At 64.3% G+C, this 23238-nt stretch carries 29 protein-coding genes; 14 read left to right on the forward strand and 15 right to left on the reverse strand.

Going from position 1 to position 23238, the window contains the following annotated elements:
• Positions 1 to 15: 15 nt before the first annotated feature.
• Positions 16 to 600: an NUDIX hydrolase family protein gene (locus CXY83_RS02655; protein ID WP_104193455.1), complete on the reverse strand. Its 585-nt coding sequence runs from the start codon at positions 598 to 600 to the stop codon at positions 16 to 18.
• Positions 601 to 727: 127 nt separating this feature from the next.
• On the opposite strand from CXY83_RS02655, the gene CXY83_RS02660 reads away from it, so the two are divergent.
• Positions 728 to 1390, forward strand: a complete 663-nt coding sequence (locus CXY83_RS02660; protein ID WP_104195861.1) for an alpha/beta hydrolase — start codon at positions 728 to 730, stop codon at positions 1388 to 1390.
• A gap of 53 nt (positions 1391 to 1443) precedes the next feature.
• Here CXY83_RS02660 and CXY83_RS02665 read toward each other — a convergent pair whose 3' ends face one another.
• Positions 1444 to 1881, reverse strand: coding sequence for a DUF5997 family protein (locus CXY83_RS02665; protein ID WP_104195862.1), 438 nt, complete (start codon positions 1879 to 1881; stop codon positions 1444 to 1446).
• An 85-nt stretch (positions 1882 to 1966) separates the two neighbouring features.
• Here CXY83_RS02665 and CXY83_RS02670 point away from each other — a divergent pair, with 85 nt between their 5' ends.
• A complete protein-coding gene (locus CXY83_RS02670; RefSeq protein WP_104195863.1) occupies positions 1967 to 2827 on the forward strand; it encodes a LysR substrate-binding domain-containing protein in 861 nt (286 codons plus the stop codon).
• Positions 2828 to 2831: 4 nt separating this feature from the next.
• On the opposite strand, the gene CXY83_RS02675 is transcribed toward CXY83_RS02670, so the two are convergent.
• From CXY83_RS02675 to CXY83_RS02685, 3 genes are all read right to left on the reverse strand, one after another.
• Entirely contained in the window at positions 2832 to 3230 is a 399-nt protein-coding gene (locus CXY83_RS02675; protein WP_104195864.1) for a VOC family protein, read from the reverse strand.
• Between the two features lie 31 nt (positions 3231 to 3261).
• Positions 3262 to 4089 (reverse strand): ABC transporter permease, encoded by an 828-nt coding sequence (locus tag CXY83_RS02680; RefSeq protein WP_134574010.1) that lies wholly within the window; start codon positions 4087 to 4089, stop codon positions 3262 to 3264.
• Positions 4090 to 4190: 101 nt separating this feature from the next.
• Positions 4191 to 5258 carry an ATP-binding cassette domain-containing protein gene (locus tag CXY83_RS02685; protein ID WP_199184862.1) on the reverse strand — a complete coding sequence of 356 codons (1068 nt, stop codon included), beginning with the start codon at positions 5256 to 5258 and terminating at the stop codon, positions 4191 to 4193.
• A 293-nt stretch (positions 5259 to 5551) separates the two neighbouring features.
• Between CXY83_RS02685 and CXY83_RS02690 the strand changes: the two genes are divergently transcribed.
• The gene (locus tag CXY83_RS02690; RefSeq protein ID WP_104195866.1) at positions 5552 to 6013 is read left to right on the forward strand and encodes a hypothetical protein; all 462 of its coding nucleotides are present in this window, start codon (positions 5552 to 5554) and stop codon (positions 6011 to 6013) included.
• 58 nt (positions 6014 to 6071) lie between these two features.
• Here CXY83_RS02690 and CXY83_RS02695 read toward each other — a convergent pair whose 3' ends face one another.
• The 3 genes from CXY83_RS02695 to CXY83_RS17315 all read right to left on the reverse strand — a co-directional run bounded on the left by CXY83_RS02695 (position 6072) and on the right by CXY83_RS17315 (position 9499).
• Positions 6072 to 7358 (reverse strand): ATP-binding protein, encoded by a 1287-nt coding sequence (locus tag CXY83_RS02695; protein ID WP_104195867.1) that lies wholly within the window; start codon positions 7356 to 7358, stop codon positions 6072 to 6074.
• A 46-nt stretch (positions 7359 to 7404) separates the two neighbouring features.
• Positions 7405 to 9165: an aldehyde dehydrogenase family protein gene (locus tag CXY83_RS02700; protein WP_104195868.1), complete on the reverse strand. Its 1761-nt coding sequence runs from the start codon at positions 9163 to 9165 to the stop codon at positions 7405 to 7407.
• Between the two features lie 91 nt (positions 9166 to 9256).
• On the reverse strand, positions 9257 to 9499 hold the full coding sequence (locus CXY83_RS17315) for a hypothetical protein (RefSeq protein ID WP_134574016.1): 243 nt from the start codon (positions 9497 to 9499) through the stop codon (positions 9257 to 9259).
• A 56-nt stretch (positions 9500 to 9555) separates the two neighbouring features.
• On the opposite strand from CXY83_RS17315, the gene CXY83_RS02705 reads away from it, so the two are divergent.
• Entirely contained in the window at positions 9556 to 9996 is a 441-nt protein-coding gene (locus CXY83_RS02705) for a MarR family winged helix-turn-helix transcriptional regulator (RefSeq protein WP_104195869.1), read from the forward strand.
• 41 nt (positions 9997 to 10037) lie between these two features.
• On the opposite strand, the gene ald is transcribed toward CXY83_RS02705, so the two are convergent.
• Positions 10038 to 11153, reverse strand: coding sequence for an alanine dehydrogenase (gene ald, locus CXY83_RS02710; RefSeq protein WP_104195898.1), 1116 nt, complete (start codon positions 11151 to 11153; stop codon positions 10038 to 10040).
• A gap of 149 nt (positions 11154 to 11302) precedes the next feature.
• Between ald and CXY83_RS02715 the strand changes: the two genes are divergently transcribed.
• Entirely contained in the window at positions 11303 to 11788 is a 486-nt protein-coding gene (locus CXY83_RS02715; RefSeq protein WP_104195870.1) for an Lrp/AsnC family transcriptional regulator, read from the forward strand.
• A 23-nt stretch (positions 11789 to 11811) separates the two neighbouring features.
• A complete protein-coding gene (locus CXY83_RS02720; protein WP_198416553.1) occupies positions 11812 to 12438 on the forward strand; it encodes a LysE/ArgO family amino acid transporter in 627 nt (208 codons plus the stop codon).
• Between the two features lie 104 nt (positions 12439 to 12542).
• On the opposite strand, the gene CXY83_RS02725 is transcribed toward CXY83_RS02720, so the two are convergent.
• From CXY83_RS02725 to CXY83_RS02735, 3 genes are read right to left on the reverse strand one after another with little or no spacing between them, the layout of a single operon-like run.
• Positions 12543 to 12878, reverse strand: coding sequence for a hypothetical protein (locus tag CXY83_RS02725; RefSeq protein WP_104195871.1), 336 nt, complete (start codon positions 12876 to 12878; stop codon positions 12543 to 12545).
• Positions 12878 to 13525, reverse strand: coding sequence for an Asp23/Gls24 family envelope stress response protein (locus tag CXY83_RS02730; RefSeq protein WP_104195872.1), 648 nt, complete (start codon positions 13523 to 13525; stop codon positions 12878 to 12880). Before CXY83_RS02730 ends, CXY83_RS02725 begins: the two co-directional genes overlap by 1 nt.
• A complete protein-coding gene (locus tag CXY83_RS02735; protein WP_233200539.1) occupies positions 13522 to 14040 on the reverse strand; it encodes an RNA polymerase sigma factor in 519 nt (172 codons plus the stop codon). Before CXY83_RS02735 ends, CXY83_RS02730 begins: the two co-directional genes overlap by 4 nt.
• 187 nt (positions 14041 to 14227) lie before the next feature.
• Here CXY83_RS02735 and CXY83_RS02740 point away from each other — a divergent pair, with 187 nt between their 5' ends.
• The 7 genes from CXY83_RS02740 to CXY83_RS02770 all read left to right on the forward strand — a co-directional run bounded on the left by CXY83_RS02740 (position 14228) and on the right by CXY83_RS02770 (position 18016).
• Positions 14228 to 14710 (forward strand): Asp23/Gls24 family envelope stress response protein, encoded by a 483-nt coding sequence (locus CXY83_RS02740; RefSeq protein ID WP_104195874.1) that lies wholly within the window; start codon positions 14228 to 14230, stop codon positions 14708 to 14710.
• Positions 14707 to 14901: a DUF2273 domain-containing protein gene (locus CXY83_RS02745; RefSeq protein ID WP_338144908.1), complete on the forward strand. Its 195-nt coding sequence runs from the start codon at positions 14707 to 14709 to the stop codon at positions 14899 to 14901. The genes CXY83_RS02740 and CXY83_RS02745 overlap by 4 nt, the downstream gene beginning before the upstream one ends.
• Positions 14902 to 14903: 2 nt before the next feature.
• Positions 14904 to 15344, forward strand: a complete 441-nt coding sequence (locus CXY83_RS02750; RefSeq protein ID WP_233200536.1) for a hypothetical protein — start codon at positions 14904 to 14906, stop codon at positions 15342 to 15344.
• Positions 15345 to 15376: 32 nt separating this feature from the next.
• Positions 15377 to 15949 (forward strand): DUF6286 domain-containing protein, encoded by a 573-nt coding sequence (locus CXY83_RS02755; protein ID WP_146069832.1) that lies wholly within the window; start codon positions 15377 to 15379, stop codon positions 15947 to 15949.
• On the forward strand, positions 15946 to 16551 hold the full coding sequence (locus CXY83_RS02760) for a hypothetical protein (RefSeq protein WP_104195877.1): 606 nt from the start codon (positions 15946 to 15948) through the stop codon (positions 16549 to 16551). Before CXY83_RS02755 ends, CXY83_RS02760 begins: the two co-directional genes overlap by 4 nt.
• A gap of 98 nt (positions 16552 to 16649) precedes the next feature.
• Positions 16650 to 16823, forward strand: a complete 174-nt coding sequence (locus CXY83_RS02765; protein ID WP_104195878.1) for a CsbD family protein — start codon at positions 16650 to 16652, stop codon at positions 16821 to 16823.
• 134 nt (positions 16824 to 16957) lie between these two features.
• Complete coding sequence (locus CXY83_RS02770) at positions 16958 to 18016, forward strand: YihY/virulence factor BrkB family protein (RefSeq protein WP_104195879.1); 1059 nt, start codon at positions 16958 to 16960, stop codon at positions 18014 to 18016.
• A 131-nt stretch (positions 18017 to 18147) separates the two neighbouring features.
• On the opposite strand, the gene CXY83_RS02775 is transcribed toward CXY83_RS02770, so the two are convergent.
• The 3 genes from CXY83_RS02775 to CXY83_RS02785 all read right to left on the reverse strand — a co-directional run bounded on the left by CXY83_RS02775 (position 18148) and on the right by CXY83_RS02785 (position 21808).
• The gene (locus tag CXY83_RS02775; RefSeq protein ID WP_104126853.1) at positions 18148 to 18666 is read right to left on the reverse strand and encodes a CarD family transcriptional regulator; all 519 of its coding nucleotides are present in this window, start codon (positions 18664 to 18666) and stop codon (positions 18148 to 18150) included.
• 11 nt (positions 18667 to 18677) lie between these two features.
• Positions 18678 to 19349: a TetR/AcrR family transcriptional regulator gene (locus CXY83_RS02780; RefSeq protein ID WP_104195880.1), complete on the reverse strand. Its 672-nt coding sequence runs from the start codon at positions 19347 to 19349 to the stop codon at positions 18678 to 18680.
• Positions 19350 to 19450: 101 nt separating this feature from the next.
• Positions 19451 to 21808: a trehalase-like domain-containing protein gene (locus CXY83_RS02785; protein ID WP_104195881.1), complete on the reverse strand. Its 2358-nt coding sequence runs from the start codon at positions 21806 to 21808 to the stop codon at positions 19451 to 19453.
• 335 nt (positions 21809 to 22143) lie between these two features.
• On the opposite strand from CXY83_RS02785, the gene CXY83_RS02790 reads away from it, so the two are divergent.
• On the forward strand, positions 22144 to 23154 hold the full coding sequence (locus CXY83_RS02790; protein WP_104195882.1) for a heparan-alpha-glucosaminide N-acetyltransferase domain-containing protein: 1011 nt from the start codon (positions 22144 to 22146) through the stop codon (positions 23152 to 23154).
• The last annotated feature ends 84 nt before the right edge of the window (positions 23155 to 23238 follow it).

Here is a 23238-nt window from a genome sequence, read left to right on the forward strand (position 1 = left end):
GACACGCCGAGCGCGTCAGTACAGCTGGCCGACCGAGGCGAGGGCTGCGCGCAGCAGGGTGCCGCGGCCGCCCTCCATTTCGGCTGATACGCCCGGGGATGCGGCCTCGGCCGGCGTCATCCAGGTGATCTCGAGCGCGTCCTGCCGGGGGTCGCAGGTACCGCTGACGGGAACGACATAGGCCAGCGAGACGGCGTGCTGGCGGTCATCCGTGTAGGCGGTGATGCCAGGCATGGGAAAGTATTCGGCGACGGTGAACGGCACGGGGCTGGTCGGCAGCTGCGGAAAAGCCATCGGACCGAGGTCTTTTTCGAGGTGACGAAACAGTGCGTCCCTGAGAGTTTCGCCGTACAGCACGCGGCCGGAGACCAGGGTCCGGGTCATTTCGCCGGTCGGTCGGGCGCGCAACAGCACGCCCACCTCCACAACCTGGCCGAGGCCATCCACCCGAACGGGCACGGCCTCGATGTAGAGAATCGGCAGCCGCCGGCGAATCTCGGCGAGCTCGACGTCTTTCAGCCAGCCCGGATTCGTGTTCGGGGCTCCCGCGGGGGGCTTTGGCGTCCAGTCCGGGTCTGGGTCAGGGGTTCGCACGCTCATAGTGCCATTCTGTCTTACGTGGCCACCGCGCGCGCACGCGCGGCGCTGCTCGGTGCGAGAAGCGCGCCAAGCAATGGAAGTATGGGGTGCGCGGCGCCCCCGCGTCGCGCGTACCGGGGAGGACCCCATGACCACCAGCACCCCCATCGACACTGCTGCCGTACTCTGGTCGACGAACGACGCCGACCAGGCCGATCGACCGCTGCTGATCATCATGCACGGCTATGGTTCGAACGAGGGCGATCTGTTCTCGTTCGCTCCACATTTGCCGCTCGAACCGGTGATCGCGGCGCTGCGCGCGCCCCTGCCGGTCGGGGCGGGATGGGCGTGGTTTCCCATCACTGACCCGGGCAATCCCGACACCGCGACGGTGGACGCGGCCGTCGCCGCGGTGCTCGACTGGCTCGATGCCCTGCCGCAGCAGCATCCGTCCGTCGGCCTGCTCGGATTCTCGCAGGGCGGCGCCATGGCGCTCGAGCTGCTGCGCGCCTCGCCCAATCGGTTCAGCTTCGCGGTGAATCTCTCCGGGTTCGTCGCGACCGCCTCAAAACCCGGTGACACCATACTGGCGGATCAGCCGGTTCCGGTGTTCTGGGGGCGCGGAACCGCCGACGGTGTCATTCCGGCCAGCGCGGTAGAGCGCACCCAGGCCTGGTTGCCCGGGCACAGCACGCTCACTGAGCGCATCTATGACGGACTTCCCCACTCGATCTCTCAGGCCGAACTCGACGACGTCGTCAACTTTCTGCGCGCCCAGTACGGTCAAAGTGCGGCTGAACCGATGGCCTAGGAGCGCTCAGGACAGGACTCAGGTCAGCGCGATCGAACCACGGGGCAAAATTGCTAGCGGTCGCGCTTGGCCTGCTCCTGGGCGGCCTGGCGCTCGACATGCGCCTTCTTGGCCGCGCGCTGGGCGTCGCGGTCTTTCACTGCGATCTGGTCGGCGCGCACGCCGGCCTGGGTAGAACGTTCCAGCACGAGCCAGGCCGGCGGCTGCTGGAGCAGGGCGGCGATCTCAGCAGTGCTCAGCGGGTCGGTGATCTCGCTGCGGGCCAGCCCGGAGATGGAAACGCCAAGCTTGGCGGCGACAACCTGGCGCGGGTGCGGACCGTTGGCGCGCAACTCGACCAACCACTCGGGCGGGTTCACCATGAGCTCGGCCAACTCGGTGCGGCTGACGAATTCGGTCTGGAACCCAGCCGGTGCCGCGTCGAGCAGAATCCCGAGTTTCTGGGCCGCCGTGGCGGGCTTCATGGTCTGGGGCTTCTTTTCGGAACTCATTGCTCAAGCGTATAGCCTGAGAGGGCGCTCGTTTGGGCAAATCGTACGCTGCTGGTAAATGCGCGGCCGCAAGTTTTGAGAAAGGATGCCGGTGAGCTTTTCCATCGCCTTCGTCGCCGGTGTCACCCCCACCAAATGGACCCGCATCTGGGGCGACCGCCGCCCCGACGTGCCACTCACAGTGTTTCGCACCGAGGCCGCTGAGCAGGTTTCAGTGCTGCACGACGGTCGGGCCGAAGTCAGCCTCGTACGACTCCCGATCGATGACACCAATCTGAGCGTCATCAACCTGTACAACGAGATTCCCGTCGTGGTCGCGTCGAAGGATCACGTCATCGAGCAGGCCGAGACCGTACTGCTGGCTGATCTGGCCGACGAACACCTGCTGCAGAACCCCGATGACGTGCCCGAGTGGCGCGACATTGCCGCGGAGGTGCGCGACGGCAGCCGTCGACTCCTGCCGTTGATGCGCGACCTCGACGAGACCATGGAGCAGGTCGCTGCCGGCGTCGGCATCATCATCGTGCCGCACTCGATCGCCCGGCTGTACGGCCGCAAAGACGTCATCTCCCGCCCGGTCACCGACGTGGCCGACACTCAGATCGCCTTCGCCTGGATCACCCGGGAGACCACCGACGACATCGAAGAGTTCATCGGCATCGTGCGCGGGCGCTCCAAGGCGAGTTCACGAACGGATGCCGGCCCGCCCACTGCCGCCGATGCCGCCGCGACCGCAGATGGGGAGCAGCCCGAAGTTGCAAGCGATGGCCGCCCGCAAAAGCCACCGCGCAAACCGAAGAAGACCGATAAAGCCAAGGCCGCAGCGAAGGCCATTCGGGTTGCCGCCGCAAAAGCGAAACCTGCTGTGCGCAAGAGAACCGAGAGCGCCCCCGGCCGCACCCGGCCGACCAAGAACCCCAACAAGGGCAAAGGCCGCGGGCACTAAGAAACTACGCGTTCTGGAGCACCGACAAAATATTGCCGGCGGGGTCGGTGAACCAGGCGATATCCGGGCCCGCTCCGGTGCCGGCCGCGATGCCTTTGTCATTCTGCTCGAAACCGTCGTAGCGCAAAAACTCCACACCGCGCTCGGTGAGTTCGTCGACGGTCGCATTGAGGTTGACGACCGCGAAATTGAGAATCGTATACGTGGCCGGCACGAAATCCGGCTTCGGGTAGACGATGACCGGTGCGCCGCCGGGAAGGGCGATGTTCAGCATCCCCATCTCCTCGACCGTGACCTCAAGGCCGAGGGTTTCGGCGTAGAAGGTGCGCGCAGCATCGAGGTCGGTAACCGCGAATCCGCTGAAGCCGGCAACGATTCCGACGTTGTGCTCGGTCTGGGACATGAGTGACTCCTTCAGTCGGAACATCAATCGATCAGCGGGAGCTGATCGAGGCGAACTTGCGAATACACAGCGGCACGAAGACCAGCAACATCACGGTGATGCCGATGAGTACGGTCAGGACAGGGTTTTGCATGGTCCAGATATCAGGCACCGGCGCGGTGCCCAGGTTGCCGAACAACTGCCGCACGGCCTGCACGAGCGACGACACCGGGTTCCACTCGGCAAAAACACGCAGCGGCGTCGGCAGGGTCTCGCTCGGCACGAACGCGTTCGACACGAAGGTCAGCGGAAAGAGGATGAGGAACGACGCATTGTTGATGACCTCCGGGCTTTTCACGCTCATACCGAGCAGCGCCATCACCCAGCTGAAGGCGTAACCGAACAGCAACAACAAGCCGACTCCCGCCAGGAATTCAGGCGCCGAGGTGTTGACCCGCCAACCAACCGCGAGGCCGGTCGCCATCATGATGATCATAGAGATGGTGTTCAGCGCGAGGTCGCCATTCGTTCGACCGATGAGCACAGCGGATGCGTTCATCGGCAAGCTCCGAAAGCGGTCGATGATTCCTTCCTTGAGATCGAGTGCCATGGCCGCGCCGGAGAACGTCGCCCCGAACACGACTGTCTGCGCGAAAATGCCTGCCATGAGAAACTGCGTGTAGTCGCTGCCTTGGACCGCGATCGCTCCGCCGTACACCTGGCTGAACAACAGCACGAACATGATCGGCTGGATCACCGCGAAGACGAGCATGTCGGGCGAACGCTTGATCTTGATGAGGTTGCGCTTAGTCACCGTCCAGCCGTCGGAGTACCAGAGAGAAAGCGGATTCCAGGCGGGCAGCGGGGGCAGTGTGCCCACTCGAGATTCATTTCGCTCGCGGGCCGGCTCTTTTTCGGCGGGCTCAGACCGTAACGGCTCAGGTGTGACGGGCTCAGGCCTCACGGCGGAGTGTCGGGGACTCATGTCACCTTCTCCAAATCGGTGGCGTCGGCATCCGCCGCGCGTTTCTGCACGCGCTTGGCCTGCGCTCGCTTCGACAGCTTGGGGCCGCCGGCATCCGTGTCGTTGTCGGTAACGGTGAGGTCGGCTTTGTGCCCGGTCAGCTTGAGGAATACGTCATCGAGGGTGGGGCGGCGCATGCCGGCATCGTGCAGGTTGACCTGCGCCGCACGGAGGTCGGAGAGCATGTTCTGCAGCGCAGTCGGGCCGTCTGTGACGGCAACCTCGACTCCGCGGCCGTCGGTCGACACCGAGGGCTCGCCCGAGCCGTGGCGGGCCAGGATCTCGCAGGCAGTCCCGACGTCGGTGGCATCGACCAGGGCCACCACCACGCGGTGCCCGCCGATCTGGGCCTTGAGCTGATCTGAGGTGCCCTCGGCAATGACTCGGCCGTCGTCGATCACGACGATGTCATCGGCGAGCTGGTCGGCTTCTTCGAGGTATTGCGTCGTCAGTAGCACGGTCGTGCCGTCGGCGACGAGACGCTTGATGACATCCCACAGGGCGATGCGGCTGCGCGGGTCGAGTCCGGTCGTCGGCTCGTCGAGAAAGAGTATCTTGGGATTGATGACCAAGGCGCCGGCGAGGTCGATGCGCCGCCGCATACCGCCGGAGAACCCCTTGACGGGCCGGTTGCCAGCGGCGGTCAGCTCGAACAGGTCGATGAGTTCCTGAGCCCGTTTGCGGGCGGCCGTGCCACCGAGGTGGTAGAGGCGGCCGACCATCTCCAGGTTTTCGAATCCGGTCAGGTTCTCGTCGACCGCTGCGTACTGGCCGGAAACCCCGATGATGCGTCGCACCGATTTCGGGTGGCGGATGATGTCGATTCCATCGATGACGGCCGTGCCGGTATCCGGTTTGATCAGGGTCGTGAGCATCTTCACGACGGTTGTCTTTCCGGCGCCGTTCGGGCCGAGCAGGGCTTTGACCGTGCCACGGGGAACCTGCAGGTCGAGCCCGGCGAGCGCGTGCACCGGCCCGCTCTTGGACTGGTAGGTCTTGGTCAGGCCTTGGGCCTCAATAATCACGAAATCGGTTCCTTGCCTGGAGATCGAGAAATTGCGCAGATGTCGAGTCGTCTTACCCTGCGATGTTAACCGGGCCGGATTCCTTTGACAACCGATGTCTCGCACGAGGGCCGGCGCTACCCCGCCAACGTCAGCCCGGGGTGACCCAATTGGCGCTCCCTGTGAGAATCTCAGAAACATGGTCTATTTCTGGCCGCAACCACGGAGGACGCTATGCACTGCCAATGAATCGGCTCGAGAAGCTGAACACCTGTCACTATTTGGTCAGGGAAACACCCCATGGAGAGGTATTCATGTCCACGACCACCACGCAATCAACTGAGAAACACGTGCAGTCCACCGCGCTGCACCGGGAGACCACGGGCGAGCGCATGATCCACCAGGGCCTGGTTGTGCGCCGCGTCACTGTCGGACTTTCGCTCGCCGTCGTGGGGGCGATCCACATTCTTGATCTGCCCGGTAAATTCGACGAAACTCCGTATCTGGCGGTCGCCTATATCGGGATCATCCTCGTCGCGGCCGTCCTCGTCGAGCGGGTACTGGTTGTCGGGTCGAGAATGGACTTTCTCGCCGCCGCCACGCTGTCAGCGGCCGTCATCATCGGCTTCATCGTCAATCGCACCGTTGGTATGCCGATGGCCATGGGTGACATCGGAAACTGGCTGGAACCGCTCGGTCTGCTCTCACTCGCCGTCGAGGCCTTCGTCATCTGGCAAGCGCTCGTCGCCGTCGCATTGCACCGCACGCGGCGCTAGTTCTACGACTGAGAACGACCGTCGATTGGCCTCAACTCTCACTCAAGCAGAGTCGCTCCTACAGCCGGGCGAGGCGCTCGATGTCTTCGAGGAACTCGGCTGCGACTTCGTCGGACACGGTTCGGCGGGTTTCGGAGATTGCGACCTCATAATCTTCGGTGCTGGGGCCGTTGATAGCGGGCCCAGCACCGGTTTTATAGAGAGCTTTCTCCAGCGCGTGCTGGGAGGCCCGGTGGGCGGCGTATTCGACGTCGGCCGGGGAGAACCCGTCGCTCTGCTCGACCAGAATCGCGAGATCGACCTCTCCCGATACGGCCTCGGGAATGTAACGTTCCCAGATAGCTTGGCGGGCGGCGACATCCGGCAGCCCGATCGGCACAACGTAGTCGAAGCGTCCGTGGCGCAGGAAGGCGGAGTCGAGCGCGCGAATGAAGTTCGTCGCACAGACCAGCAGGCGACCGGGTTGTTCGCGAAAAGCCGGGATGATCTTGAGCAGTTCGTTGGTCACACCCTGCATAGCCGAGGGCGGTTCGCCGGAACGCTGGGCGGCGATCTCCTCGACCTCGTCAATGAACACGACCGCATGTTCGAGCTCGGCGATTTTCAAAAAGGTTTCCCGCAGCGCGCCGGCGAGGCCCTGCGGGTCGGTGGCGAGGCGGGAAGGGAAGACCTCGACGAACGACCACTCCAGGCGGGAGGCGATCGCCTTGGCGAAGGTGGTCTTGCCGGTCCCCGGAGGGCCGAACAGTACGACGGCTTTGGGCGGCGATACACCGTACTGCTCAGCGAGTTCGGGTTTGGCCAAGGGCATGACCAAACGGCGCTCGAGCAATTCCTTCTCACGCTCCATACCGCCGACCTTCTGCCACAGGTCGCGCGGCAGTACGCGTCCGCCCAGCTCACCGAGCAGTTTGAGCTCCTCCCGCTGCACGGGAATGTGCCGCTCGAAGTAGCGCAGGTTCTTCTTCACCTCGAACCCGCGATTGAGAAAGGGATCGACGTTCGTCTCTGATTCGGGCATGAGCGCTGACAGTTTGGTCATGCCGTGCGGGGCCATGCGGCTCTCGAGGGCAGCGAGCATGGCCGTGCCGATCCCCTGGCTCTGCCAGCTTTCGGCGGTTGCCAAAAAGACGATCCAGCCCTGCGCGTGAGCGGCGCGGCCGACGGCTGCGCCGACGACCTCCTCGCCGTGCACCGCAACGACGGCGTGATCCTTCTGGCAGGAGGCGAGCACCTCGGAGAGACCGTACACCGGCTCTGTGTCTGAGGCCTTGATCTCTTCCCACAGACGCAAAATGCCGTCCAGATCGTCGGAGTGAAAGTCGCGCAGTCGCCAGCCAGTCATCGTGATCCTCGCATCATTGGGTGTGCAGCCAATCTATTACATGCGATCAGGCGTGAAATGCGGCGACGAGAATGCGAGGCAGTTTGCGCGCGGAGGGATGGGCGGCGAACTCGGTCAGCAGACGGGCGGTGCGCGCGCCGCTTCTCGCCGACACGAACCACGGCGGTTTGGGTAGCAGCGCCCACTCGGCGTGGGCGACCGAGCGCGGAAACGGGCGGAACGGACCGCGCACCACGGTGCGCTCCACCTCATCGAGAAGGAGCGCGTTGTGGACAACTCCGATGCCGCTCTGCACGTTATCGAGGGTGTGCCCCGGGAATGCGCCCCACGGTGCCGCCGCCGAGAGAAAGCCAACTCCGGTCCAGGCGTTGATCGCGATGGTTCCGTACTGCAGGCGCATAACGGCCTGTTCAAACACCGGGCCAAGCCGCCGAATGGTACTCGGCAACCCGATAATATTCACACCGAGAGTGCCGAGAAAATCACGATTAACGGTCCGAACGGCGGCGTCAAGATAGGCCTGGTCATCCCCCGGCAATTCGACGACGCCGAGCACGGGTGCAAAGTATTCCGTTGTCAGCATATTTTCTGTGGAAGGGGATGCTGTGGAAGGGGATGCTGTGGAAGGGGATGCTGTGGAAGGGAATGCTGCGGAAGGAGATGCTGCGGAATTCGCCACGGCTACGAGCAGGCGACCACCGGGAATCGGCTGCGCGGCCGGGTAGGCAGCGCGGGCCGCTCGCATCCGCTCGTCGCTGCCGGGGTACCAGGCCGGTCGTGTCGGCGCGGCAGCGAGGGCAGCGGCGACCGCGGCGAGAAATGCGTGCTTCTGCGGCCAGGCGGCGCTCAGCACGAGCACCTGCCCGGCGATGCAGTTGTAGCCGCCGTTATGCAGCCGCATGGTGGCCACGTGTTCGGCCTGGTAGCTCAGGTCCTTGGGGCTCCATCGGCCGGGCAGCACGATGATCGGGGATACTCCGCCGAGTTCGCTGCTGATCGGTTTACCGAGGCGGGGAGTCTTGCACCCACCGAACACGATCGCGTCGTGGGTGGCCGCGCTGCCGGTGATGTGCACGTGGCTGATGCCCACGTGGTGGGCTAGGTAGTCGCCCACGTCGGCGCCGCCGGTGACGATGCGCAGCAGGCCCTGCGCGATGAGCGGGGCGAGAGCGGCCCGATAGATCGGCAGTAGTCCGTCGAAAGTGGGGTTGAGCTTGAGTATTGAAACCCGATTGTGCGCCACGAGCTCGTACAGTACATCGAGCGGGGCGATCGAGCTGATGTTGCCGGCACCGAGCACGAGGCCGACCCCGCCGGTCGCTGTCGGACTGAGTTGGCCCAAGCCAGCCGATACACGCGCCCGCCGCACGGTGACGCCCGGTCGCAGCCAGGCCCGGGCGCGAAATCCGTGGAGCAGTAGCCCATCCCACGCATTATGGGGCAATACGGAAACCGTGACGCGACCGCCGGGCGCGCGCCCCAATCTCTGGCCGGCGAGCGGGCTGCGCCCGGAAGCGAGCCCCCGCAGGGTGCGGCCGAGCGCATTCACCGAGGTGAGCACCCCATAGGGTCCGGTCAGCCATTCTTCGCCGATCAGCGGAGACGAGGGGTCTAGACCTTTGGCACGAGCCGCAGCAGCCACCCAGCGCTCGGCTTCATCAGAAACGGATGTTGCGGTGCGCGCCAGTAAATCGCCGCGCGCCGCGAGCGGGGTCACCCCCCACCGCACGCTTCCTGCAGCCAGCTCGGCGATCGCGAGGTCGAGCTGTGACGTGTTTTCGTCAGCGCGGTCTGCCGTCGTGGACATTGATCTCCCGTGATTGGCGCCAGGCTAGACCTGGGAAAATAACTGGTGCCTGTTCGGACGTCTGCGCCCGGCAGCCGCCCGTAGCGGCTGGCTAGGGCAGGGCTACCGGACAGTGGAGCTGGGTACGTTCGCCACTGCGGTCGATGTCGTGCTGGTCCATTGGCTGGGCGCAGACCGGACAGACACGCACGGGCGCAGGCTGTGCGCGGAGCAGATCGGACCCGCTCAAACCAACCGGCGGCGGTCCGAGAATGGGAAACAGTCGACCGTTCAGCCAAGCAGTGAAGCCGCCGGGTCCCTTGCCGAGCGAAAAGGGTATCTTGCCGTGTATCATGACTGTTAGTGTACTAACTAAAGGCATAAAGAACAACGGGTCGGAACGGGACACCCATGACATCGTCAACGCTTGACAACCCCCTCGCCCTCGACAACCAGGTCTGCTTCGCCCTGGCCATAGCCTCACGCAACGTCATAGCCCTGTATCGGCCCATTCTGGAGCCACTCGGGCTTACTCATCCGCAGTATCTGGTCATGCTCGCCCTGTGGGACGAGAGCCCGCGCACGCTCAAGGGTCTCGGCCAGACCCTCCGCCTCGAGCCGGCGACTCTCTCCCCCTTGCTCAAGCGGCTCGAAGCCACCGGCTACGTGCGGCGGCAGCGCCGGGAGGCCGACGAACGAACGCTCGATATCACGCTGACCGACCGCGGACAGAACCTGCGGGCGGTGGCTGAAACCATCCCGCCGCGGGTCGTCGAAGCGCTCAACCTGCCGATGGACGACCTGCTTCGCCTGCGCGACGCACTGCACCGGGTTATCGTCGCGACGTCTTGACCCGCCGGCGCCGACTGGAAAAATACCGCTTTAAGACCGACTCAGGCGATCGCGTCGGATACGGTCAACAGGGCGGCGTGGAAGGCAGAAGCAACGTGCGCGTTGGTGATGCGGCCGTTGTGCACGTTGAGCCCCTGAGCGAGAGCGGAATCTTCGGCGATGGCCTGCTTCCACCCCTTCTGGGCCAGCGCGACGACGTAGGGCAGGGTGGCGTTGGTCAGTGCGCGCGTCGACGTTGCCGGCACCGCCCCGGGCATGTTGGCAACACAGTAATAGACGCTGTCATGCACTAAGAACGTGGGATTGTCGTGCGTGGTAGCGTGCGATCCCTCGAAGCATCCGCCTTGGTCGATCGCGATGTCCACGAGCACGGAGCCGGGCTTCATCGAAGCAACCATGGCGTCGGTGACGAGTTTGGGAGCCTGCGCACCCGGAATGAGCACGGAGCCGATAACAAGGTCAGCCTCCCGCACCTGCTCGGCAATCTCGTATTGGGTCGACGCGCGCGTCTGGATCTCGCCGTTGAAACGGGCCTCGAGTTGGCGCAGGCGAGCCAGCGACAGATCGATGATGGTCACGTCGGCGCCCATGCCAAGCGCGTTAGCCGCGGCGTGCTCGCCGGCCACGCCGCCGCCGATCACGACGACCTTGGCCTTGGGGGTTCCAGGAACACCGCCGAGCAGAATTCCGCTACCGCCGTTGGCACTCATCAGGTGGTAGGCACCGACCTGCACCGAGAGGCGGCCAGCGACCTCGCTCATCGGCGAGAGCAGCGGCAGGCTGCGGTCGGCAAGTTGCACGGTCTCATAGGCAATCGCGGTCGTGCCAGACTTGATCAGAGCCTCAGTGCAGTCAGCGGATGCCGCGAGGTGCAGATAGGTGAACAGCACCTGCCCCGGGCGCATCAATGGGTATTCGCTGGCAATGGGCTCCTTGACCTTCAGGAGCAGGTCGGCCCCGGCCCAGACTTCGGCGGCGGTGTCAGCGATGAACGCCCCGGCAAGCCGAAAAGCATCGTCGGTGATGCTGGAGCCCAGCCCGGCGCCCTTCTCGATGACGACCTCGTGGCCGCGCCGAGTGAGTTCGTGAACACCGGCCGGAGTGATCGCCACGCGGTTCTCATTATTCTTGATCTCGGTGGGAATGCCGACCAACATGTCTGCTCCGTTTCGGGTTGCCAGCGCCGAACGCATCGGCTGTGATAGAGGTAAGACTGCTATTGATTCGTTTCGGCTAGGTAAAATCCGTAGAATCTGCCAGACTTCAAGAATATTCCACTAAATATGCGGTTGTCAGGAGATGCGAGATGACGGAAACGAAGAGGATTCGGGTGGTCGAAACCCTCGACGAGATCGATCGCATCCTGGTCGCGGCGCTGCAGGCGGACTCCCGCACGACCAACAGCCGGCTGGCCAGCGCGGCTGGTATCGCCGAATCCACGTGCGTCTCCCGGGTGCGCTCGCTGGTCAGCCGCGGAATCATCACGCGCTTCACGGCCATGGTCGACCCGAAAGCGATCGGACTCGGCCTGCAGGCGCTGATCAGCGTGAGCATTCGCGCAGGCGCCCGCACGCACATCCCGGCCTTTCGCGATTCGATCCGGGTGATGCCGCGCGTCGTGCAGCTATATTTTCTCGGCGGGTCCGAGGACTTCATCATTCACCTGTCGGCCCGGGACACCGACGATGTGCGCGATTTCGTGCTGGACAACCTTTCAGCCAATCCCGCGGTGGCGTCAACCCGTACGAGCATGGTGTTCGAGCATTTCTACAACGGCGTCGCCCCCGAATAGCACGCCCCTAAACTATCCACGACATGAACCTCGCCGACACGATTCTGCCCGCCATGTTCGGTTTTGGTACCGGACTAGCGCTCATCATCGCGATCGGCGCCCAGAACGCGTTTATCCTGCGGCTCGGTATTGCGGGGCGGAACCGCACCGTGCTCGTTGCGGTGCTGATCTGTTCGGTCTCTGATGCCGTGCTCATTCTGGCCGGCATCGTGGGAATCGGCGCTCTTATTCGAGCCGCCCCGGTCGTTCTGGTCATCGTGCAGGTGCTCGGCGCCGGCTTTCTGCTCACCTACGGTGCGTTCGCCGCAGTGCGCGCCTTCCGCCCCGGCGTGCTCGTAGCGGCCACGACTACAACGGTGCGCACCCAGGCCGCCGTCGCGACGACCATCGCTCTCACCTGGCTCAACCCGCACGTCTATCTCGACACCCTGATTTTTCTCGGATCGGTGGCGAACCAGCAGGGGACGAACGAGCGCTGGTGGTGGGGCGCGGGGGCAATCACGGCGAGCTTCGTCTGGTTCTTCGCGCTCGGTTTCGGTGCACGGATGCTGCGGCCCCTATTCGCAAAGCGCAGCTCCTGGCGAGTGCTCGACGCCTTCATCGCCGTTGTCATGATCGCCCTCGGCGTGAAAATGGCGGTCGGCGTCTAGCGTGCCACTCGCGCCAGTACCCAGCTTTGCCAAGCAGCAGCGCCGCGGCGAGCGAGTACTCGTCGTCACTCACGTGCACGACCAGCACGACTATCCGTGGTCAGCTAGACGTTCAGCCACACGCTGGCCACGATCACGACGATCTGCACGACCGGCAGGTTACCGCCCTCGAGGTGCGCGGCGATCGCGTCGTGCACCCGACCGCTCACGTCACTCGAGGACTCCGCCGCACCGATGCCGATCCTGGCCGTGACCCGAACGCCGTCAGCTCGCTGTTCGATGTGCACGAGCGGCGCTGCGGGCGCTCGATGGGCCACCGCATCGAGGGTGGCGCTGAGTGCGGTGGCCATCATCGACCCGGCCGGATACAGCGCGGCGACACCGGACACCCGGCGCACCAATACGTCAAGCTGGTCGAAAGAAGAAACGTCCGTGGTCATCATCTTTCCTGTTCGTGAGCGGATGCATCGGGCAGCGAATGCAGGTCACTCACAGTGATATCGATGGCCGCCACGACCAGTTCCGTATATTTACTCAAAGTGGCATACATCGCGTCTCGCAGCTGATCGGCTAGCCGCGGTATATTCTCATCGGGGAATACAGTCACATCGACCCGGATGGAGATCGGCGCGCCGGGCACGCTGACGTCGCCGACCAGCACACACCGGCCGACGAACACGTTCTGCATGCGATCGCCGGTTTCCCGCAGCATGCCACGCACGGCTCCCTCCGTCACGACGAGGCGCGCGATCGGCGACGGGTGGGTCAGCGGAATCTCCCGGCCGGCATGGGCCTCCAACGTAATGTTGTTGAGAATGGGCGACACCCAGCTGTCGTCGCGCCGGGATTCACGTTCGAGGTCCCGCTCCAGCAATGACCGCTGCGCCCGACGCAGTCGTTCGAGACCGCGCAGGGCGATTTCACAGTCGGGCGAATCGTCGATGCCCGGGTCGGCGGGCATCCGTTCGCGATCAAGGTAGTCGCTGAGTTGCTCGATGGTATGACCGTTCAGGCCAGCCTGTTCCCGGTCGGTGCTGTCGAGGTCGAATGCGAAAAAACGTCGGTTCGCCGGTGTCCGTTCGGTCATCGCCAGTCCTCCATCTGTCGAAGTAAGGTCTTGCGAGCGCGAGCCAGCAGTCCGCGCACGGTGGAGAGCGAAAGGTTCAGCTCGGCGGCAATGTCACCGTAGCTGTACTCGGCGAGTTCGCGCAGGGTCCAGCAGCGCCGTTGATCAACGGGAAGAGCCGCGAGTACCCGCGCGAGCGCTTCGGTCTCGGACTCCACCTCTGCGAGGACGTGCGGGGCACGACACTCGGGCGCCGAGGCATCCGTGTCATCGATATTGACATGCAGGCGTCGAGCGCGGAGCCGATCGATACTCTTACGGCCAACGATGCGCATCAGCCAACTCTTGACAGCGCTGCCATCTTCGAGAGTGCCGAGTTGCTGCCAGGCCGTGATGAATGATTCCTGCACCACGTCGTCGGTTTCGTCATTTGAGCCGAGAACCCGGGTCGCGTAAACCCGCATAAGTGGGCCGTACCGGCGAACGAGAACCTCGAAGGCACGCAGGTCGCCATCGGCAGCGCGGTCGGCGAGCATTTGGTCGGCGGCCGCATCGAGCGGCGATGCAACTTGCTCACGCACTTTGCCGGACACATCCCCTCCTTGGGCAAACAGTTCCAGAATATTTCTCATCTTCGCGTGACGAATATGCCACACGTTTCGTCTTACTGGTAACAATCCGTTCTGGCTAGACCAGACGGCCCTATACGAAGGAGCTTTTTCCATGGACCTCATCGACAGCAACGGCCCCGTATCGTCGAGCAAGTCCCCGCGCAGTCGCGTCCCGATCAGCCCACCGCCGGCTGGTGAGTCGGCCAATGGAACCGGCAAGACCGTCATCAACGACGGCGTCGTAGCCAAGGTGGCCGGCATCGCCGCCCGCGAAGTCTCCGGTGTATACGCCCTCGGCGGCGGCGCCGCCCGTGCCCTCGGCGCCATTCGTGAGGCAATGAACAGTACCGACGTGAGCCAGGGCATCTCGGTCGAGGTGGGAGAAACGCAGGTGGCCGTAGACGTGACAATCGTCGCCGAGTACCCGGTACAGCTACAGCAGGTGGCCGACGATATCCGCTCGAGCGTTATTCGCGCCATTGAAGACCTCGTCGGCCTCGAAGTCACCGAGGTCAACGTGACGATCATCGATATTCACTTGCCCAGCGACGAGGCCGATGCCGATGCTGGGCCGAGTAAAGCCGCACTGCGGTGACTGGCGCAACCCGAGCTGGAATGCTGGTCGGTGCGATTCTCGCCCTGACCTGGGTGATTCTGGGTTTCTGGGCGTTTCTGTTCGTTGCCCTGTCCATGCTGGTCGGCGCCTTGGTCGGCCGCGTGGTTGACGGCCGCCTCGACCTCGGTTCACTGATCGGAGTGTTTCAGGGAAAGCGGTCATCATCGTGAGCGTGGCGACCGATACCGCAAATGAGTGGTTCCTCGGCGGAGCGGTACGCGACGCACCAGACGACGGTACTCCGCCCACGACCGTGACGCCTCCCCCGCCCCGCGGCCGCACCCGCATCGTGCCCCGGGCGCTGCGCCAAGTCGTCTCGATGGTCACTGCGGAATCGCTCGGCGTTCCCTCCGGTCAAGTCCGCGTGGAACTCGGCGATGACCACGGCCGGCTCGCGCTCACGATCAGCACCACCATCCGCGTCGTTGCCCTCTCCCGCATCACCCGCGACCCCGACGTCATCGCGCGCACTGGCGGCACGATTCTGGCCCGGTCGGCCCAATCGCAAGACGAAATTCTTCGACGCGTCGGAGAACTCACCGGCACCGATGTCGGCCGTGTCACCGTGCGGCTGACCGGCATTGACGTGCAACAGGAACGCAGGGTGCGATGAACTCGGCACCGGCCGATCGGTCTTCAGAGCCGATGACACCAATTTACGGGCGCATCAGCCGGCGTGAACTGCATTCACCTCGGTCAGCGGCGGCCATCACCGTGGCCGTTGTCGCAATTCTGCTCTGCGCTTGGCTCGGCACCGAAATTGTGCTGCTCATGATCGACCAACCGGCCCTGCTCGCGACCCCGACCGAACTGGCAACCGGCGTCGCATCCGTTTCGACTGTGCCGGCTTCACTACTCACCACTAGCGCGCTCGTCTGCGCTCTTATCGCCATCGTCCTGTTGGTCGTCGCGGTCACGCCCGGCCGAAGGGCGCGGCATCTGATCGATTCGGAGCGAACGGTGACCGTCGTCGATGACGAGGTAATCGCATCCGCTTTGGCCGGGCGCGCCGCTCGCGTGGGCGGCATCAACCCCGACAGCACCCGGGTCAGTATTTCTCGTCGCCTTGCCACGGTGCACCTCGTGCCGACATCGGGGCAACCGGTGCAGCGTGACTCGGTGCAGCAGGCCGTACGCGACCAGCTCGATGGCCTGCGCCTACGGCCGACACTGCAGACCCGGGTCGTCGTGGCCGTTGGCGGAAAGGTCGGAACGTGAACAACACCAACCGCGCGCTCAACCGCAGCGTTATCCTGGTGACCGGGCTGGCGCTACTGGCCGTGGCCACTCTGCTCGGCCTGCTCGCAACGCAAGCCACACTGCGGGATGCGTGGGCCTCGGTTACTGACCGGGTTGGCGGCACGGTCGCCGACTGGCTCCAATCTACGCCGCTCGGCAACACGCGAAATAGCTGGGTCTGGATCATAGTCCTCACCCTGTTGCTGGGCGTCGTTGGCCTATTGCTCAGCTTCATTCTGCGGCAGGGCCGCGGCCATTCCGGCCACCTCATCAGTGAACAGACCTCGGACTGGGGCACCACACAGGTTGATTCGACGGTTGCCGAGCAAGCGCTGCAACACGCGCTCGGCGAGCACCCGGAATTCTTGTCGACCCGCGTCTCGACCTATCGGGTGTCCCGCGACGCCGTACTCAAGGTCTCGGTGACCTGTCGACGAGGTACCTCCCCGGCCGATGTCGTGCGCGTCGTCGAACAGGCCCTGCTTGCCCTCGATGAACTCCTCGGCCTGCGCATCCCCGCCCTGTTGCAGATCAGCGGAGGCTTCCGGGTGCGTACCGGTCACACCACGCGCGTTCCCTAAATCTTCCAGGACACCTCTCACCGAGATCCCCCCTACTCACGTTCAGCGCTTCCGCGCCGAACACTCCCCCAGAAACACCTCACGAAAGAGAGAACACCATGAGTGCAGCCGACAAGATCAAAAACGCCGCGCAGGACCTCAAGGGCAAGGCCACTGAGGCCGTGGGCAAGGCCACCAGCGACGACTCCAAGGTCGCCGAAGGACGCGCCGACCAGACCGCGGCGAGCGCCAAGAAGGTCGGTGAAGACATCAAGGACGTCTTCAAAAAATAGTTCGAGATCTGCTGAAACCAAGCACGCGCCATACCCTGGGATTTAGTCAGAACTCAGTAGATTTTTCTGTCCGGGGTCGCGATTGTTCGACCGACCGCGACCCCGGCTTCACTCGAACCGAGCAGGAGACTTTCATGGCAGACACGGGCCGAAGCCAAAAACTCACCGGCGCTCCTGCCCCCGATGACGACCGCAAGCCGGATACGCCGGCCAAGGTCACGAAGTCCTCCTGGAAATACGTCTTCAAACGCACGCTCAGCGAATTCAGCACCGACCAGTGCACCGACATTGCGGCGTCGCTCACCTACTACGCCGTGCTGTCGCTGTTTCCCATGCTCATCGCCCTAGTTTCGCTGCTCGGCGTGTTCGGGCAGGGGCGGCAGTCCGCCGACACCCTGCTGTCGATTCTCGCCTCGGTCGCCCCCCGCGACGCCCTCGACGTCATTTCGGGGCCGATCGAACAGTTCAGCACCGCACCATCCGCCGGGTTTGCACTGGTGGCGGGCATCGCGGTCGCGCTCTGGTCGGCATCCGGTTATGTCGGAGCCTTCAGCCGCGCCATGAACCGCATCTACGCAATCGATGAGGGCCGGTCATTTCTCACGCTCAAGCCCACGCAGTTGCTCGTCACCGTCATCAGCATCGCCCTGCTGCTCGTAGCCGTGTTGATTGTGGCCATTTCCGGTCCCATCACGGATGCAGTCGGCGCAGCACTCGGCCTCGGCCAGACCGTGCAGCTGGTCTGGTCCATTGCCAAGTGGCCGGTGCTTGCAGCGACCGTCGTGTTGCTGATCGCGGTGCTGTACTACTTCACCCCGAACGTGCGCCAGCCGAAGTTTCGCTGGCTGAGCCTTGGAGCATTGGTCGCCCTCGTTGCGATCGTCGTCGCGTCTCTGGGATTCGGATTCTACGTTGCGACGTTCTCGAACTACGCCAAGACCTACGGTTCACTCGCTGGAATCATCATCTTTCTGCTCTGGCTGTGGCTGACCAACCTCGCCTTGTTATTTGGTGCGGAGTTCGACGCCGAACTCGAGCGTGGCCGCCAGCTGCAGGCGGGCATCACCGCCGAGCAGAACATTCAGCTGCCCCCACGCGGCACCAGGAAGAGCCAGAAGGCCGCCCTCAAGGAGATGCAGACCGTCGCTGACGGCCGTCGCATCCGCAAAGCCAACGCCGGCCCGCGTCCGTGACGGGTTCCGGGACGCCCGGCCCCTCCTTCGCGTCGTTTCGTCTGTTCCAGGCCCGGGCCCGGAACGCTGTCTCCCGACCACACACGAACACCCTCGCTCGCAAGGCGAACGAGGGTGTTCGGTCAATCCGACTAAACGGTTATTTCAACCGGCTCATCACTGACGACGTAGTTCTGAATTTCGATGAGCAGCAGGTCGCCGGCTTCCTGGTCGGTCAGGCCCTGGGCCAGAGCGAGTTCGGAGACGAGAATCTGACGAGCCTTTTCGAGCATCCGCTTCTCGCCAGCAGAGACGCCCTTGTCCTGGTCGCGACGCCACAGGTCGCGCACGACCTCGCTGACCCGGTAAACACTGCCGCTGGCCATTTTCTCCTGGTTGGCCTTATAACGGCGTGACCAGTTGCCCGGCTCCTCGGTGAAGGCGTTCTGCAGAATTTCGTACACAGCGCTGACACCCGCGGCGTCGATGACGTCGCGCACGCCGACGAGCTCGACGTTGTCGACCGGAAGCTGAATGGTCAGCGCGCTCGTGTGCACGTTGAGAGTCATGAACTGCTTCTCGACGCCCTTGATGTTGCGGGTCGCGAGGGCCGTGATGGTGACCGCTCCGTGGTGCGGATAGACCAGGGTTTCGCCGATTTCGATCTTCATAGAATGTGCCTTCAGTTTTGTGTGGGTGATGCAACGCGAACAGGCGTTGCGCATAAGGTTTCAGGTTCGAGCAGCCATCCCGGCAGCAGGGCAACAAGCTGGTCGACGAGTTCGTCGTCGGAGACGTCGAGGTGACCGCGCATCCACGCACCAATCAGGGTGAGCGCGCCGCCGGCGACGTAAGTGGTGACCAACTTGGCGTTCACAGCGTCGTCAAAGACGAGCACCGACTGCAGCATGCGGGTGGCGTAAGCCTCGATGATCTGGTCGTGCGCGCTGCGGGTGAGTGGCAACTCCAGCACGCTTGCGTACAGGGGAAAGTTTTCAACCATATGCGCGACGAGGCGGGCATAGCCGAGGCGTGAGGCATTTTCACCGGTCCTCGGCCGCGGCAGATCCAAGCCCGCCGAGCCGATGTCGGCGAACTGTGCCTGCAGCAGCTCGGCGGCGAGCACGTCGAGGCTCGCAAAGTGCGCATAGAACGAGCTACGACTGATACCGGCCAGACGCACGATCTCGGCGACCGAGACGGATGCCCCCGGCTGGGCGTTCAGCGCACGAATCGCCGTGAGGATGAGCTGCCTGGTGCGCTCCGCCCGAGGATCGTGGGTGAGCTTCGACTCAAGCTGAACATCTGACTGCACCTGAACCGCCTGCAGGCGCGGGTCAGTCAACGAAGTCATTACACAATACTAACACTTTTCGGACACGTGTCCGAGATGACGGACCGTTTCACGGCTGACTCGCGAAAAAGGACGCCCCTCCGCGAGTCAGCCGCACACTCTTACCGCCTGCGGTACTCGTCAAGCAGCTGCGCGCAGCGGATGAAACCGAGGTGCGAGTAGGCCTGCGGGTGGTTGCCGAGGTGGGTTTCGGTGGCCGGGTCGAATTCCTCGGACAGCAATCCGGTCGGACCGACCAGGGAGATGAGCTGATTGAACAGTGCCTCAGCCTCGTCGATACGCCCGGTGAGCACATAGGCCTCGATCAGCCAGGTCGTGCAAATGTGAAAGCCACCCTCGAGGCCGGGCAGACCATCGTCGTAGCGGTAGCGGAACACCGTCGGGCCCACGCGCAGTTCGCGCTCCACCGCACTCACGGTCAGCTGGAAGCGCTCGTCGGTCACGTCGAGCAGGCCAGACAGTCCGATGTGCAGCACGGCAGCATCGAGATCGGGGCTGTCGTACGCCACGGTGTACGACTGGGCTTCCTCACTCCAGCCTTCGCGCAATACCTCCTCGCGAATGGTGGCGGCAAGTTCGATCCAGCCCGTCCCCACGTCGCGTCCGTGCCGCACCGCGGTACGGATGGCCCGGTCCACGGTCACCCAGCACATCGTCTTCGTGTAGGTGTGGTGTCGCGGCGAGCGCCGGGCCTCCCAGATGCCGTGGTCGGGTTCGTGCCAGCGGCTCGTGACGGCGTCGACCATCTCGGTGAGCAGGTGCCACTGAAAGTCCGAGAGGGTTCCCTGCCGGGCACTCAAGGTGTCGATGAGTTCGGCGACCGGCCCGAACACGTCGATCTGCACCTGATTGTCGGCGGCGTTCCCGATGCGTACCGGGCGGGATCCGGCATAGCCGGGCAACGACTCGAGGCTTGCTTCGGTGGACAGCGACGATCCGGTGACCGAATAAAGCGGATGCAGCCACTGCGCGCCGGGACTGTCGTCCACGACCCCGGCCAGCCAGCGCAGAAATCCATCAGCCTCGGCCGTCGAACCGAGGTCGACGAGCGCCTTGACCGTCATCGAGCCGTCGCGCAGCCAGCAGTAGCGGTAGTCCCAGTTGCGCGTTCCGCCGATTCCCTCGGGCAACGATGTCGTGGAAGCGGCGAGTACCGCTCCGGTCGGTTCGTAGCAGAGAGCGCGCAGTACGAGGGCTGAGCGGCCGACGAGCGAGGGCTTCACGCTCGGCAGCGACAACGAATTGACCCAGGCACGCGAGTCGTTCATAACCGCGCCGCGCCGCGCCGCTTCGCCGGAGGCATCCGCTGTGTACGGCTCGGTGTCGCCGCAGCGCAGGTTGAGCATGATCGCGCCCTGCGAGAGGTCGACGACGGCGGTGGCCGTTTCGTTGCGGCCGTCAGTCGTGACCGTGAACTCGACGCCGGCCGCCGAGAGCACGATCGGGTCGGCGGTGCCGGTGATAGTCACCAGACCGTCGGTCGCGTGCATGTTGAAGAATGCGACGGCGTAATCGGGCCGCGGCGCGAACACTATGCGGGCAAGCCCCGTGCCGGTGAGCTTGCGTACGAGGTTGGTGATGCCGAGTGGGGACGGCTCGATGTAATCGGTGACGGTGACGTCGGCCCAGCGGGTTTCAACGATCATGGTGTTGTCGATGTAGCGCTGGCCCAGCACGCGGCTCTTCTTGACCGGTTCGATCGAGAAGTGCCCGGCTTCTTCGCTGCCGAGGATACTCGCGAACAACGAGCCAGAATCGGGCAGCGGATGCGTCATCCAACAGATGCGCGCCTCCGGCGTCACGAGGGCGGTCGAGGTGCCGTCGCCGATCATGGAGTGGCGTTCAATGGCGACGACGTGCTGACCGAACAGCCAGTCCTTGCGCAGCTCGAACAGCAGGGCCAGAATCTGGGCGAGCTTTTCGGGTCCGCTGATGCGGTGAGCGGCGACGGATTCGTCGTCGCCGATGCGAATACCGAGGTCGGGGCCGTGCAAGGTGTTCATGGCCATTTCGTCGCTTGCGGCATCGCCGGCGAAGAACGCGGCGCTGACGCCGAGACGGGTGCGCAGCCGGTCGAGCGCGATGCCGGAATCCTGGGACTCATCGGAGGGCTCGGGGGCGTCAAAAAATTCCGAGTCGAATTCGGCTCCGTTCGACCCGACCAGGTGTACCTCCCGCGGCAGCCGGGAATCCGCGGCCAGGTCGCGCAGCGGGCGCCCCGACATGACGGCCGTATGGGTATTGGGCAGGGCGGCGAGGGCGCGTAGGGCGGTCGCAGACTCGGCCAACAGCACAGACGGCACGTTCGAGGCAACGTGATGGGACAGTGTGCCTCCGTAGTTGCAGGCCACGAGCAGAGACGGGGTGCGGGCGAGTTGTTGCAGATCCTGCAGTATTTCGCTTGACAGCCCCGTTAATGTGCGTGGGAGGTTCTTGGAAAGATTCATGCGATGGGGCATATGGAGGTTCCTTGCAGAAGGGCGTCGACCGTCAAACCAGTTGCTAGACCTAGGCGACGTTACCATTTGCCGCAGGCCGGTCTGCGGGCGACCCGCCTTCTGACTGGGTGTTGTCACAATCAGGCGGCCCCGCACCCACTCGCCGTCTACCCCCTCCCGGTATCGGCTCGCGGCACGCGTTAGCGCTAGCGGCACGCGTTAGCGCTAGCGGCACGCGTTAGCGCCCGCGGCACTCCTACCAAGGGACGCCGCGAACCGGAAAGCGTGCCGCGACGCCCCGCGGCCTCGGCCAACCCCAGCGCGAACCTGCCCGGATGAACCCGTAGCCTGTTTTCATGCACAACAGGGCCGACGCGAGCGAACGGGTCGTCGCCATCGACATCGCCAGGGGCCTGGCGATCATCGGCATGTTCGTGGCGCATGCCATCCCGCGCCTGAGTGACGCCGAGCTGCTCGCCGACGGGCGATCCTCCATTTTGTTCGCGACCCTGGCCGGGGTATCGCTCGGTATCATGACCGGGTCACAGCATCCGCTCGCGCGCGGCCAGCGTTCCAAGCGTGTGACCGGCATCGTGGTGCGCGCTCTCTTCCTGTTTCTGCTCGGCATCGTGTTGGCTAGCTTGCAGAGCGGCGTTGCCGTCATCCTGCACTTCTACGCCCTCATGTTTCTGCTGCTGATTCCGATGCTTTTTCTCCAGCGGTGGCTGATAGCCCTGATCGGCGTCGTCTTTCTCTTCGGCGCACCGTTGCTGGGCGCCGCCCAGGACGAAGTGGATGCCGCCCGGCCGCCGCTCGCCTACCTGGTCGACTATTTCTTTCTCAATGGCACCTACCCGGTGCTCATCTGGATGCCCTTTCTGCTGGCCGGGCTCATGATCGCGCGCTCCGATCTGGGCAGTGCGAAAACCCAGGTAGCCCTCGTCGGCGCCGGAACAGCAGCGGTGGTCGCCGGCTACGGCGCGGCCATCGTGCTCCCCGGGGTCAACGCCGCGGCCCATTCCGGATCGATCGCCGAGGTGATCGGCTCCGGCGGGGTCGCGGTCGCACTCCTTGGAACGTTGCTCTGGCTCACTGCTGTTCGGCGGCGGTCTGTGGCGCGTGCGCTGCGCGTGATCCTCTGGCCGGTCGGGGCGACCGGACAGATGGCACTGACTGTCTACACCCTGCAGATTCTCGCCCTGGCCGTTATCGCCGGCAGCGCCGAAATCGACTATCCCGGCTGGCCGCTGCTGATCGGGATGCTGCTAATCACCTTCATCGGTGCCAGCCTGTGGCGTTATTTTCTCGGCAAGGGTCCCCTGGAACGCCTGCTCGCCGCGCTGGCCCGGGCGCCACGCTTTCGCTAGCGACGCGCGGCTGCGTGTGACACGTATGCCCGCCATCAACCCGACCGTCAGTGAGCCGGGCCGAAAATGACCAGCCACACAATA

The sequence above is a fragment of the Cryobacterium sp. M15 genome (assembly GCF_002929675.1).
GTDB lineage: Bacteria > Actinomycetota > Actinomycetes > Actinomycetales > Microbacteriaceae > Cryobacterium > Cryobacterium lyxosi.